This is a genomic window from Ralstonia sp. Ralssp135 (assembly GCF_047304345.1).
Classification (GTDB): Bacteria; Pseudomonadota; Gammaproteobacteria; order Burkholderiales; family Burkholderiaceae; genus Ralstonia; species Ralstonia chuxiongensis.
The window spans coordinates 26,022-38,851 of sequence record NZ_JBGLYZ010000002.1; the positions used below are offsets into that span (position 1 = coordinate 26,022).

Here is a 12,830-nt window from a genome sequence, read left to right on the forward strand (position 1 = left end):
GCAGCGGCATCTCAGGTCATCAACGCGTCGATTACAGGTCCAGCAGCAGGCGTGCGGGATCTTCCAGCGCTTCCTTCATGGCGACCAGGCCCAGCACGGCTTCGCGGCCGTCGATGATGCGGTGGTCGTAGGACATGGCCAGGTAGTTCATCGGACGAACCACGACTTGGCCGTTCTCCACCACAGCGCGGTCCTTGGTGGCATGCACGCCCAGGATGGCCGATTGCGGCGGGTTGATGATCGGGGTCGACAGCATCGAGCCGAACGTGCCGCCGTTCGAGATCGAGAACGTACCGCCGGTCAGGTCGTCCAGCGTCAGCTTGCCGTCCTTGGCCTTCTGGCCGAACTCGGCAATCTTCTTCTCGATATCGGCCAGGCTCATCTGGTCAGCATTGCGCAGGATGGGCACCACCAGGCCACGCGGCGAGCCGACAGCGATACCGATGTCGAAGTAGCCGTGGTAAACGATGTCGTTGCCGTCAACCGATGCGTTGATGACCGGGTACTTCTTCAGCGCGTGGACAGCCGCCTTCACGAAGAACGACATGAAGCCCAGCTTCACGCCGTGGGTCTTCTCGAACTGGTCCTTGAACTTGGCGCGCAAGTCCATCACCGGCTTCATGTTGACTTCGTTGAAGGTGGTGAGGATGGCGTTGGTCGATTGCGATTGCACCAGGCGCTCGGCAATACGGGCGCGCAGGCGGCTCATCGGCACGCGCTCTTCCGGGCGGTCGCCCAGGGCGGCGAAGTCCACCGGTGCAGCGACTTGCTGCAGCGCCGGACGGGCAGCTTGCGGTGCAGCAGCGGCAGCTGGCTTGGCGCCACCAGCCACGGCACCCAGCACATCGCCCTTGGTGATGCGGCCATCGCGGCCCGTGCCGGCCACTTGGCCAGCCGACAGATTGTTCTCAGCCATCAGCTTGGCAGCCGACGGCATGGCCACGCCACCCGCGGCAGCGGCAGCCGGAGCGGCAGCAGCCGGCGCCGGTGCAGCGGCTGCGGGAGCCGGTGCAGCAGCAGCCGGAGCGGCGGCGCCTGCCTTGCCTTCGGTGTCGATCTTGGCCAGCAGCTGTTCCGACGTCACGGTTGCGCCGTCCGCCACCAGCACTTCGGCCAGCACGCCAGCCGACGGGGCCGGCACTTCCAGCACGACCTTGTCGGTCTCAACTTCGATCAGGATTTCGTCCTGGGCCACGGCTTCGCCCGGCTTCTTCTTCCAGGAGATCAGCGTGCCTTCTTCAACGGACTCGGAAAACTGCGGGACCTTGACTTCAACGATAGCCATTTCGGTGCTTCCTTGGATTCATGTGCACATGCTCCTCTTCTTCGGGAGCCGCGCTAATTCGATATACGGTGGAATTCGGTAGCGAAGATGCGTCAAGGCGACAGCCGAAGCTGCCGCCTTGGTACAGATGTCGCTTACTTGTTCAGCACGAAGCCCTTGAGCTTGCCAAACGCGGCATCGATCAGCGCCTTCTGCTGCTCGTTGTGCTTCGCGTAGTAGCCCACGGCCGGCGATGCCGATGCCGGGCGGCCTGCGTAGCCCAGCTTCTGTCCTTCGGTCATGTTCTCCAGGATGTAGTGCTGCACGAAGAACCAGGCACCCTGGTTCTGCGGCTCGTCCTGGCACCACACCACTTCGGCGAGGTTCGGATACTTCTTCAGCTCGGCTGCGAACGCCTTGTGCGGGAACGGATAGAGCTGTTCCACACGGATGATGGCCGTGTCGGTCTGGCCACGTTCCTTACGGGCGTTGACCAGGTCGTAGTAGACCTTGCCCGAGCAGGCCACGACGCGCTTGACCTTGGCGGCATTCAGATCTTCGGCCGTATCGGCGATCACCGTCTCGAAATGGCCCTTGGCCAGATCCGACAGAGGCGACACAGCATCCTTGCTGCGCAGCAGCGACTTCGGCGTCAGGATGATCAGCGGCTTGCGGAACATCCGGATCATCTGGCGACGCAGCAGGTGGAAGATCTGCGCCGGCGTGGTCGGCTGCACCACTTGCATGTTGTGGTCTGCGCAGAGCTGCAGGTAGCGCTCCAGGCGTGCCGAGCTGTGCTCCGGACCTTGGCCTTCGTAGCCATGCGGCAGCATCAGCGTCAGACCCGAGGCACGGCCCCACTTCACTTCGCCCGACGAGATGAACTGGTCGATCACCACCTGTGCGCCGTTGGCGAAGTCGCCGAACTGGGCTTCCCAGATCACCATGGTGTTCGGCTCAGCCGACGAATAGCCGTACTCGAAGCCCATCACGGCCTCTTCCGACAGCACCGAGTCGATCACCGTAAAGGGAGCTTGGCTCTCCGACACATTCTGCAGCGGGATGTAGCTGCCAGCGTCCCAACGCTCGCGATTCTGATCGTGCAGGACTGCGTGACGGTGCGTGAACGTACCGCGACCAGCATCCTGGCCAGTGATACGCACCGGGTAGCCAGACGCCACCAGCGATGCGAAGGCCAGGTGCTCGCCCATGCCCCAGTCCAGCGACAGCTCGCCCTTGCCCATCTTGGCGCGGTTGTTAACTACGTTCTCAACCAGCGGGTGCAGCTTGAAATGATCGGGGATGGCGGTGATGCGCTCGGCCAGACGCTTGAGTTCGGCCATCGGCACGGCGGTATCGGCCGCATCCGTCCACTTGCGGTTCAGGAACGGCATCCAGTCCACAGCGAACTTGTTCTTGAAGTTCGACAGCACCGGGTCGACCGTGTGTTTGCCCGCGTCCATGGCGGCGCGGAATTCCTGCACCAGGGTGTCCGGCTCTTCAGTCTTCAGCGTGTTCTGCGTGACAAGCTTGTCTGCGTAGAGCTTGCGCGTGCCGGGGTGCGTGCCGATCTTCTTGTACATCAGCGGCTGCGTCATCGCCGGCGTGTCTTGCTCGTTGTGGCCGAGCTTGCGGAAGCAGATGATGTCGACCGCGATGTCCTTCTGGAACTCGGTACGGTAATCCACGGCCAGTTGCATGGCCAGCACGACGGCTTCCGGATCGTCACCGTTCACGTGCAGGACCGGCGCTTCGATCATCTTGACCACGTCGGTACAGTACAGCGTCGAGCGCGAGTCGCGCGGGTCCGACGTCGTGAAACCGATCTGGTTGTTGATGACGATGTGGATCGTGCCGCCCGTGCCGTAACCGCGCGTTTGCGCGAGGTTCAGTGTTTCCATCACGACGCCCTGGCCAGCGAAAGCTGCGTCACCGTGGACTTGCACAGCCAGCACTTGCGCGCCGTGCTTGTCGCCGCGGCGCTCCTGACGCGCCTTGACCGAGCCTTCCACGACCGGATTGACGATCTCAAGGTGCGACGGGTTGAACGCCAGCGACAGGTGGACGGGGCCGCCCGGCGTGGTCACATCGCTCGAGAAGCCCTTGTGGTACTTCACGTCGCCAGCCGGCAGGTCGTCCACGTGCTTGCCTTCGAATTCGGCAAACAGGTCTGCGGGCATCTTGCCCAGCGTGTTGACCAGCACGTTCAGACGGCCGCGGTGGGCCATGCCGATCACGATTTCCTGCACGCCCTTGGCGCCGGAATGCTGGATCAGTTCGTCCATGGCCGCGATGAAGCTTTCGCCGCCTTCCAGCGAGAAACGCTTCTGACCGACGTACTTGGTGTGCAGGAAGCGCTCGAGGCCTTCAGCGGCCGTCAGGCGTTCCAGGATGTGCTTCTTCTTTTCAGCGGAGAACGTCGGCTTGGAGCGGATGGTTTCCAGACGCTCCTGCCACCAGCGCTTTTGGGCTTGGTCGCTGATGTACATGAATTCGGCACCGATCGAGCCGCAGTACGTTTCGCGCAGGTTGTTGACCAGCTCGCGCAGGCTCATCGATTCCTTGCCGAAATACGTGTTGCTGGCATTGAAGATGATGTCTTGGTCGGCCTCGGTGAAACCGTAGAAAGCCGGGTCCAGATCCGGCACCGGCGGGCGCTCCTGACGCTTAAGCGGATCAAGATCGGCCCAACGCAGGCCCACATTGCGGTACGCGGCGATCAGCTGCGTGGCCGACACGCGCTTGCGACCCATATCGGAATCGGCAGACGCGACAATCGTCTTGATCGGGCCGGACTTGGCGCGCTCAGCAAACGACGTGACGATGGGGGCGTGGGGGATATCCCGGGCGTTGGAACCGTCGACGGCGGGGACGTTCTGCAGCGCATCGAAGTACGCGCGCAATGCCTCGCTAACGGACGTGGGATCTTGAAGGTACGCTTCGTACTGATCTTCAACGTAGGCGGCGTTACCGCCGGACAGGTACGAAGTGTCCAGGTACTGCTTATACAGCTCTGTCATGGGGCGCTCACTTTTCTCCGGGTCTGCCGGAGTTCAGCGGGTTCATCAACCTTCCGCGACACGGCTTGACCGGTTAGCGGATCGCAAACTAAATCGCCTGAAATCACCTGGTCGGACCGGATCGCGCAATGCAGAAAGGAGGTACCGAGACAGCTTTTACAGACAAGTTGTGCGGGAAGGACCTAAGTCTTCACGGGGGGGAAGCATAGCATGTTTATAAGCAATATTCTGATTCTTTGACGTGACAAAGGACCGTTGTTATGCCACGTCAAAGCCATGCTTTGATCACATTCAGGCGGGCGAAATACGGTCGACCCAATCGGTGATCAACCCATCCAGCCCCGCCCTCCAGAGCACCTGCGCGCGATCCAGGTCGTTGACCGTATAACAGCAGACGCGAAACCCTGCGGCGTGTGCCTCGTCAATGATCTCTGGCGTGAGTTCGCGATGGTTGGCGTCGAGAGCAACACAATCCAATGCGCGCAGGCGATCGAGCCAATCGGCGGGCAGTTTGTCGAGCAGCAACGCGCGGGGCAATTCCGGCGCAGCTTCGCGCGCGGCGGCCAGCGCTTCTTCGGAGAACGAAGACAGCAGCGGCGGCACGTCGGCGCCGGCCCACAGCGTGCGGGCGTCGAGCGCAACAGCGGCGCCCGTGCGCCACTCTGCGCCTGGCACCGGTTTGATCTCGATATTGGCGAGGAAGTTGTTGGCGCGAAGGTAGCGCGCGATGGCTCCAAGCGTCGGCACCGGCTCGCCGGCGTAGGCGGGACTGTGCCAACTGCCTGCGTCCAGTTGCGCGATCTGGCCAAGCGTGAGCGCATCGAGGCGACCTGCGCCGTTCGTGGTGCGATCCAGCGTGGCGTCGTGCAACAGGACCGACGCGCCGTCGCCGGAGAGCTTCACATCGAATTCGAACATGCGATAGCCGAACGATGCGCCATGGCGGAAGGCTGCCAGCGTGTTCTCCGGCGCCAGCTTGCCCGCGCCGCGGTGCGCAATGGCACGCGGATACGGCCATGCCGGCAAGGCGTGGGCGCCCGTCATGCCAGAGCCTCGATGCGGCGGGTGGTTTGCGGGTCGAACCAGTGCAAGTGCTCGGCCGCCGCGGTGATCGGCAGCTTGTCACAGGCCTTTACGCTGGCATGCGGCTCCAGGCGGACCACGACCGGATGACCAGCCAGCGTGCCGTACGCGAACGCATCCGCACCGAGGGCCTCGACCACGCGCACGTCGATGAAGGCGATGGCCTGATCAGCCGAGCACGACTCGATGTGTTCGGGGCGCAATCCCATCAGCGCGTGTTCGGGCAGGTGCAGCCCCATCGGCAGATGGCCGAGCGTGGCGGCAGCATCGCCCTCCTTCGCACCATCCACGCGGATCTGCGTGCCGCCACCAGCATTGCGCGACACGGGCACGAGGTTCATCGGCGGCGAGCCGATGAAGCCCGCCACGAACGTGCTGGCCGGACGCGAGTACACCTCGAGCGGTGTGCCGATCTGCTCGACCCGGCCGCCGTTGAGCACCATCATGCGATCGGCCAACGTCATCGCTTCGACCTGATCGTGCGTGACGTAAAGACTCGTCGTGCGCAGACGGCGATGCAGATCCTTCAGCTCCAAGCGCATCTGCACGCGCAGCTTGGCATCCAGGTTGGAGAGTGGTTCGTCGAACAGGAACACGGCCGGCTCACGCACGATCGCCCGGCCCATGGCCACACGCTGGCGTTGCCCGCCCGAGAGTTGGCGCGGCTTGCGATCAAGCAGCTTGCCAAGTTCGAGGATGCCTGCGGCCTGTTCCACGCGCGCTTGAATATCGCTCTTGGGCAAGCCGCGAATCTTCAGGCCGTAAGCCATGTTGTCGAACACGCTCATATGCGGATACAGCGCGTAGTTCTGGAACACCATCGCGATATCGCGCTCGGCTGGCTCCAGTTCGTTGACGACGCGGTCTCCAATCCACACTTCGCCGCCGGTGATGGGCTCCAGCCCCGCCACCATGCGCAGCAGCGTGGACTTGCCGCAGCCCGACGGCCCGACGATAACGATGAACTCCCCGTCGCCGATTTCCATGTCGATGCCGTGCACGACCTGGAGGTTGGCGTAGTGCTTCTGGACGTTGCGTAGCGAAAGTTTTGCCATCTTGCTTCTTTTACTTTTCGGTTTCGACGAGGCCCTTCACGAACCACCGCTGCATGCCGATCACAATTGCCGCGGGCGGCAACATGGCCAGCATCACGGTGGCCATCAGCAGGTTCCAGTCGGTGGCGGAATCGCCGGAGCGGGAGATCATTTGCGTCACGCCCAGCACGATGGGCGTCATGCTCTTTTCGGTCGTGATCAGGAGCGGCCAGAGGTACTGGTTCCAGCCGTAAATGAACTGGATCACGAACAGCGCCGCGATGCTGGTGCGCGAGAGCGGCAGCACCACGTCCCAGAAGAACTTGAGCGGGCCGGCGCCATCGATGCGCGCGGCTTCCGCCAGTTCGTCGGGAATCGTCAGGAAGAACTGCCGGAACAGGAACGTGGCCGTGGCCGATGCAATGATCGGAATCGTCATCCCAGCGTATGTGTTCAGCATGCCGAGATCCGACACCACCTTGTACGTGGGCAGAATCCGCACTTCCACCGGCAGCATCAGCGTGACGAAGATGAGCCAGAAGAATGTCTTGCGCATCGGAAAGCGGAAATAGACGATCGCAAACGCCGAGATGATGGAAATCGCGATCTTCCCGAGCGAGATGCCCAGCGCCATGATCAGGCTGTTCATGAGCATGGTGCCGACCGGCGTAGCCGAGTTGCCCATGCCCGACGTGAGCACCGTGCGGTAGTTTTCGATGAGGTGCGGACCGGGGATCAGCGTCATCGGTGCTTGCAGCACGTCTTCGGCCGTCAACGACGACGCGACGAATACGACGTACACCGGAAAGGCCACGACGATCACACCGAGAATCAGCACGACGTGGGTGAGGAAGTCCAGGAATGGACGGCGTTCAATCATGGTGCGTATGCCCTCCTGTCAGTATTGGACTTTGCGTTCAACGTAACGGAACTGGACGATCGTCAGCACGATCACCAAGGCCATGAGGATCACCGACTGGGCCGCCGATCCACCAATATCGAGACCCCGCACGCCGTCTTGATAGACCTTGAACACCAGTGTCTCCGTCGCCTTGAACGGACCGCCCTGCGTAACCGAATCGATGATGGCGAAGGTGTCGAAGAATGCGTACACGACGTTCACCACCATCAGGAAAAACGTGGTGGGCGACAGCAGCGGAAAAACGATCGACCAAAAGCGCTTCCAGGGTCCGGCACCGTCAATGGCGGCCGCTTCGATCAGCGACTTCGGAATGCTCTGCAGCCCCGCCAGGAAGAAGAGGAAGTTGTAGCTGATCTGCTTCCACGCCGCGATGATGACCACCAGCGTCAGCGCCTGACCGCCGTTGAGCACGAAGTTCCAGTCCACGCCCATCTTGCGGATCACGAACGACACGATGCCCAGTGACGGGTTGAAGAGGAAGCTCCACAGCACGCCCGCCACGGCCGGCGCAATGGCGTACGGCCAGATCAGCAGGGTCTTGTAGAACGTAGCGCCACGCAGCGCGCGATCGGCAAAGTACGCCAGCGCCAGCGAGGTGCCCAGACCCACCAGCGCGACGCCAATGGCGAACACCGCCGTGGTCTGGAATGACCCGAGGTACGTCGGATCATTGAAGAGATCACGAAAGTTCTCCAGCCCCACGAATTCGAGGTTGATGCCGAAGGCATCCTGGCGCAGCAGCGACTGATATAACGCCTGCCCCGCGGGCCAGAAGAAGAACACCAGAGTGATGACGATCTGCGGGGCCACCAGCACATACGGCAGCCAGCGCGACCGGAAAACGACGCGTTTTTCCATGCGACATTCCAAAAACGCACCGCCGGCCTGTGCGAGCGCACGAGGCCGGCGGTTTAGACGAGCACCGAATCGGCGCTTATTCCTTGACGGTCTTCTCGAAACGGGCGAGCAGCTCGTTGCCGCGTGACACTGCCGTGTCCAGCGCTTCCTTCGGCGTCTTCTTGCCGGCCCAGACGGCTTCCAGCTCTTCGTCGATCACCTGGCGAATCTGCGGGAAGTTGCCCAGACGAATGCCGCGCGACTTGTCGGTCGTCTTGACGATCATCTGCTTGACGGCCACGTCAGCACCCGGGTTCTTGTCGTAGTAGCCGGACTTCTTGGTCAGCTCATACGCTTCCAGGGTAACGGGCAGATAGCCCGTCGACTGGTGCCAGTCGGCCTGCACGTCCGGACGCGACAGGAACGAGAAGAACTTCGCGACGCCCTTGTACTCCTCAGCCTTGTGGCCGCCCATCACCCACAGCGATGCGCCGCCGATGATCGTGTTCTGCGGGGCACCCGGCACGCCGGCTTCGTACGGCAGCGGAGCGGGGCTGAAGTTGAACTTGGCGTTCTTGCGGATGTTCGCCAGCGCTGCCGACGAACCCGTGTGCATGGCGCACTCACCCGCGATGAACTTCGCCTTCGGCTCGTCCTTGCGGCCGGCGTAGGTGAAGTAGCCCTTCTTCTCCATGTCGAGCAGGTTCTGGATGTGCTTGATCTGCACCGGGCCGTTGAAGTTCAAGCGAGCCTTTGCGCCACCAAAACCGTTGTTCTCTGTGGCGAACGAGACGTTGTGCCAAGCTGAGAAGCTCTCCAGATGCACCCACGATTGCCAGTCGGTCGTGTAGCCGCAGGGCACGCCGGCGGCTTTGAGCTTTGCCGCATCGATGGCCACTTCCTGCCACGTTGCGGGCGGCTTGTTCGGGTCAAGGCCGGCCTTCTTGAAGGCGTCCTTGTTGTAATACATGATCGTCGTCGAGCTGTTGAACGGGAACGACAGCATCTCGCCCTTGTTCGACGTGTAGTAGCCAGCCACAGCAGGCACGTAGGCCTTCGGATCAAATTTCTCGCCGGCGTCCTTCATGACCTTGGCCACGGGCACGATGGCGCCCTTGGCGTTCATCATCGTCGCGGTACCAACTTCGAACACCTGCAGGATGGCCGGTGCGTTGCCGGCGCGGAACGCCGCGATGCCCGCAGCCAGCGATTCATCGTACTGGCCTTTATAGACCGGCACGATCTTGTAGTCGGACTGGCTGGCGTTGAACTTGGTGGCGATCTCGTTCACCTTGTCGTTCAAGGCGCCTTCCATCGAATGCCACCATTGGATTTCCGTCACCGCGTACGCGCCTTGCGCAAACGTACACGCGGCCAGTACTGCTGCGGCCCCCGCAATCTTCTTGATCGACATGATTTCTCCTGGTTTCGACCCGGCGGGCTCCCTCGCTCCGCCCACGGTGCGCCGACTGTATATGCACGGTCGGTCATTTTTATGACAGCGGGATGTTACTTCCCTTTCTGTCACAAAGAAATCGGGAAATCCCTCCAAGGTTTGGCTTGCGACGGCCGTTAAAATGGGTTCAAGACACTCTCTTTTGCACCCGCAGCATGCTCGCCCCACCCACCACTCCTGCCGCTCCCGACTCGCCTGAAACCACGCCCGTCATCGCCGAGCGGCGTGTTCCGCTAGCCCTGCATCAACTCTCGGATGATGCACTGCGCAATATCACCGGCGTCTTCACCGACGTGGATGGCACCCTCACCACGAGGGGGAAGCTTCCCGCGCAGACGTACTCGGCGCTGGAGCGCTTGCATCGTGCCGGCGTCAAGGTCGTGCCGGTCACCGGCCGCTCGATTGCCTGGTGCGAAGTCATCGCGCGGCTTTGGCCTGTTGATGCGGTGATCGGCGAGAACGGTGCGTTTGCCATGCGCGTCGATTCGCGTGGGCATCTGGCCACCGACTTTGTTGACGACGCGCAAACGCGCGCGCGCAATCTGGAGCGCATCCGCGAAGTCGCTGCGGAGATCCGGCGTGCCGTGCCGGGGTCAGCGCTGGCGACGGACCAGGCTTGGCACGCAGCGGATCTCGCTGTCGATCATGCAGAGCAAGTCCCGCCGCTGCCGCAACACGCCGTGCAACACATCGTCGACATCATGCGCACGCACGGCATGCATGCCACGGTCAGTTCGATTCACGTCAACGGCTGGTTCGGCAAGCACGACAAGCTGAGCGCCAGCGTGTCGCTCGCGCGCCGCGCATTCGGTATCGACTTGCACGCCGAGCATGAACGCTGGGTGTTCGTGGGCGACTCGGCCAACGATGCTGCAATGTTCGAGTTCTTCCCGCTCTCAGTGGGTGTGGCCAATGTGCTGGACGTGATCGATACGCTGCCCGTGCCGCCCGCTTACCTCACAGAGGCAGAGGGGGGTGGCGGCTTTGCCGAAGTCGCTGAACGCATCCTGGAAGCGCGCTCCCTGGCCCTGCCCGCGCCGCGCGACTGACGCGGCATCCTCGCACCGCAACACGACCTGGAGATCCGGTGTCGCTTGCCGCACGCGGCACGCCGCTTGCGCCGAAATTGGGCGTTGCACCGCTTTGCACCATGTGACGGCCTCATAACGGTGCATGCGGTGCCAACGCCCTTTTTTACGCAACCGACAGGAGCCCTCCATGCAAACAGAGAAACTGCGCCAGCGTTTTGAACATGCGGAAAGCACCATCGCCGAACTGGCCCGGACCTGCGCCTCGCACAAGGACGTGCCCGACTCGCTGAAGCAATCGATCCAGCAACTGGACGACCAGGCCCGCCAATGCCACTCGCGGCTCGAAGGCGCTGAAGACCAGCAAACCTTCGTCGAGGCCATCGACAAGCTCGAAGCCTGCTCCGACCGCGCGAAGATGGCCTGCCAAAACGCCACCGGCAAGGTCGACCACTCCGTGGAATCTGCCGTGATGCGCGCACATGAAGAACTGTCGCAGCTGAAGCACAAGCTGCACTAAGCGCGGCACGCATTCGCGGCACACAAAAAAAGGGCGGACTCCCTTATCGGAAATCCGCCCAATCCCAATCGCCAAGCTCGACGATATTCGGTGGACTGGCCCTGCTGACAGCGCGTCAGTCGAAGCCAAGCTCCTGCAATTTGCGTGTGATGGTGTTGCGGCCGATGCCAAGGCGCGTTGCCGCCTCGACGCGGCGCCCGCGCGTGACACCAAGCGCAGCCTCCAGAATCGCCTTTTCGAAGCGACGCGTAAGCGCGTCCATCACGTCAGGCTGCCCCGCTTCGAGCATGGCTTTGGCCTCGCCTGCGAGCGCGCGCTCCCAGCCTGCCGCGATGGATGCGCCCACCGAAGCGGTTGAGAGCAACGTATCGACCGAGGGCGTAACACCATACGGTTCGCCACCATGCGACGGCTCGCCGATGAAGGCCTGGCGCGCCGGGGCGTCGCCCATGGCCGGCAGCATCTGCGCGTTGCCCCGCACTAGGTCGGCGGGCAGATCCTTTGCTTCGATAGTCTGCGCCGGCGCCATCACGGTCAGCCAGTTGCAGAGGTTTTCCAGTTGCCGCACGTTGCCCGGGAACGGCAGCGTGGCGATATGCGCCAGCGCATCGTCCGACATACGCTTGGGCTCCACGCCCAACTCCTTGGCGCTCTTCTGCAGGAAATGGCGCGCCAGCAGCGTGATGTCTTCCGGGCGTTCACGCAGCGCCGGCAAGCGCAGACGGATCACGTTCAGGCGGTGGAACAAGTCCTCGCGGAACAGGCCGTCCTTGACGCGCGTTTCCAGATTCTGGTGCGTGGCCGCAATGACGCGCACGTTGGCCTTGAGCGGGTTGTGACCGCCCACGCGATAGAAGTGTCCGTCCGACAGCACGCGCAGCAACCGCGTCTGCAGATCGAACGGCATGTCGCCAATTTCATCGAGGAACAGCGTGCCGCCCTCGGCTTGTTCGAAGCGGCCGCGGCGCATGGTCTGCGCGCCAGTGAAGGCGCCACGCTCATGGCCGAACAGTTCGGATTCCAGCAGATCTTTCGGAATTGCTGCCGTATTCAGCGCGATAAAGGGACCGCTCGCGCGCGGGCTGTGCTTATGCAGCGCCCGGGCCACCAACTCTTTACCCGTGCCGGATTCGCCGGTGATCAGCACCGTCACGTTGGACTGCGACAACCGCCCGATCGCGCGGAACACGTCCTGCATGGCCGGCGCCTGCCCGAGAATCTCAGGCGCATCGCTCAGGCGGTCGTCGATTTCCTCCTCGCGCAGGCTCTCTTCCAGCGCGCGGCGGATCAGCTCGACCGCGCGATCCACGTCGAACGGCTTGGCCAGGTATTCAAACGCGCCGCCCTGGAACGCCGCCACGGCGCTATCCAGGTCCGAATACGCGGTCATGATGATGACCGGCAGCCCCGGGTGCTTGGCCTTGATAGCCTGCAGCAGATCCAGCCCCGAGCCGCCCGGCATGCGGACGTCGGAGATCAGGACTTGCGGCGTTTCTTCGTCGAGCGCATTGAGCGCATCGCGCACGTTGGTAAAGCTGCGCGAGAGCAGGCTCTCACGCGCCAGCGCCTTCTCAAGGACCCAGCGGATGGATTGATCGTCGTCGACTATCCAGATTGGCTTCATGTGTTGGTTCGTCTGCTTGACTTCGTATCGCCTGGGCCATCT

10 protein-coding genes are annotated in these 12,830 nt (G+C 62.6%); 2 read left to right on the top strand and 8 right to left on the bottom strand.

All coding sequences use genetic code 11. From position 1 onward, the window contains the following. Window positions 1-31: 31 nt before the first annotated feature. From odhB to ugpB, 7 genes are all read right to left on the bottom strand, one after another. The gene (gene odhB / locus ACCD03_RS02135) at window positions 32-1,285 is read right to left on the bottom strand and encodes a 2-oxoglutarate dehydrogenase complex dihydrolipoyllysine-residue succinyltransferase (protein WP_024975929.1); all 1,254 of its coding nucleotides are present in this window, start codon (window positions 1,283-1,285) and stop codon (window positions 32-34) included. Between the two features lie 134 nt (window positions 1,286-1,419). Beyond that, the gene (locus tag ACCD03_RS02140) at window positions 1,420-4,284 is read right to left on the bottom strand and encodes a 2-oxoglutarate dehydrogenase E1 component (RefSeq protein ID WP_325651556.1); all 2,865 of its coding nucleotides are present in this window, start codon (window positions 4,282-4,284) and stop codon (window positions 1,420-1,422) included. 291 nt (window positions 4,285-4,575) lie between these two features. Next, window positions 4,576-5,328 carry a glycerophosphodiester phosphodiesterase gene (ugpQ, locus tag ACCD03_RS02145; RefSeq protein WP_413410695.1) on the bottom strand — a complete coding sequence of 251 codons (753 nt, stop codon included), beginning with the start codon at window positions 5,326-5,328 and terminating at the stop codon, window positions 4,576-4,578. Next, window positions 5,325-6,422, bottom strand: coding sequence for a sn-glycerol-3-phosphate import ATP-binding protein UgpC (locus ACCD03_RS02150; RefSeq protein ID WP_413410696.1), 1,098 nt, complete (start codon window positions 6,420-6,422; stop codon window positions 5,325-5,327). Before ACCD03_RS02150 ends, ugpQ begins: the two co-directional genes overlap by 4 nt. Window positions 6,423-6,432: 10 nt before the next feature. Next, window positions 6,433-7,281 (bottom strand): sn-glycerol-3-phosphate ABC transporter permease UgpE, encoded by an 849-nt coding sequence (ugpE, locus tag ACCD03_RS02155; protein ID WP_413410697.1) that lies wholly within the window; start codon window positions 7,279-7,281, stop codon window positions 6,433-6,435. A gap of 18 nt (window positions 7,282-7,299) precedes the next feature. Next, entirely contained in the window at window positions 7,300-8,181 is an 882-nt protein-coding gene (gene ugpA / locus ACCD03_RS02160) for a sn-glycerol-3-phosphate ABC transporter permease UgpA (RefSeq protein ID WP_024975934.1), read from the bottom strand. A 76-nt stretch (window positions 8,182-8,257) separates the two neighbouring features. Beyond that, on the bottom strand, window positions 8,258-9,574 hold the full coding sequence (ugpB, locus tag ACCD03_RS02165) for a sn-glycerol-3-phosphate ABC transporter substrate-binding protein UgpB (RefSeq protein WP_316672268.1): 1,317 nt from the start codon (window positions 9,572-9,574) through the stop codon (window positions 8,258-8,260). 197 nt (window positions 9,575-9,771) lie between these two features. On the opposite strand from ugpB, the gene ACCD03_RS02170 reads away from it, so the two are divergent. Both ACCD03_RS02170 and ACCD03_RS02175 read left to right on the top strand, forming a co-directional pair. Beyond that, a complete protein-coding gene (locus tag ACCD03_RS02170; protein ID WP_413410698.1) occupies window positions 9,772-10,665 on the top strand; it encodes an HAD family hydrolase in 894 nt (297 codons plus the stop codon). A 169-nt stretch (window positions 10,666-10,834) separates the two neighbouring features. Further along, on the top strand, window positions 10,835-11,164 hold the full coding sequence (locus ACCD03_RS02175) for a hypothetical protein (protein ID WP_024975937.1): 330 nt from the start codon (window positions 10,835-10,837) through the stop codon (window positions 11,162-11,164). Window positions 11,165-11,279: 115 nt separating this feature from the next. Here ACCD03_RS02175 and ntrC read toward each other — a convergent pair whose 3' ends face one another. Continuing rightward, on the bottom strand, window positions 11,280-12,788 hold the full coding sequence (gene ntrC / locus ACCD03_RS02180) for a nitrogen regulation protein NR(I) (protein ID WP_413410699.1): 1,509 nt from the start codon (window positions 12,786-12,788) through the stop codon (window positions 11,280-11,282). Window positions 12,789-12,830 lie beyond the last annotated feature (42 nt).

Coding starts and splice junctions, on each gene's coding strand:
- odhB (WP_024975929.1), bottom strand. CDS start 1,285: ATGGCTATCGTTGAAGTCAAGGTCCCGCAGTTTTCCGAGTCCGTTGAA.
- ACCD03_RS02170 (WP_413410698.1), top strand. CDS start 9,772: ATGCTCGCCCCACCCACCACTCCTGCCGCTCCCGACTCGCCTGAAACC.
- ugpQ (WP_413410695.1), bottom strand. CDS start 5,328: ATGACGGGCGCCCACGCCTTGCCGGCATGGCCGTATCCGCGTGCCATT.
- ACCD03_RS02150 (WP_413410696.1), bottom strand. CDS start 6,422: ATGGCAAAACTTTCGCTACGCAACGTCCAGAAGCACTACGCCAACCTC.
- ugpB (WP_316672268.1), bottom strand. CDS start 9,574: ATGTCGATCAAGAAGATTGCGGGGGCCGCAGCAGTACTGGCCGCGTGT.
- ugpE (WP_413410697.1), bottom strand. CDS start 7,281: ATGATTGAACGCCGTCCATTCCTGGACTTCCTCACCCACGTCGTGCTG.
- ntrC (WP_413410699.1), bottom strand. CDS start 12,788: ATGAAGCCAATCTGGATAGTCGACGACGATCAATCCATCCGCTGGGTC.
- ugpA (WP_024975934.1), bottom strand. CDS start 8,181: ATGGAAAAACGCGTCGTTTTCCGGTCGCGCTGGCTGCCGTATGTGCTG.
- ACCD03_RS02175 (WP_024975937.1), top strand. CDS start 10,835: ATGCAAACAGAGAAACTGCGCCAGCGTTTTGAACATGCGGAAAGCACC.
- ACCD03_RS02140 (WP_325651556.1), bottom strand. CDS start 4,284: ATGACAGAGCTGTATAAGCAGTACCTGGACACTTCGTACCTGTCCGGC.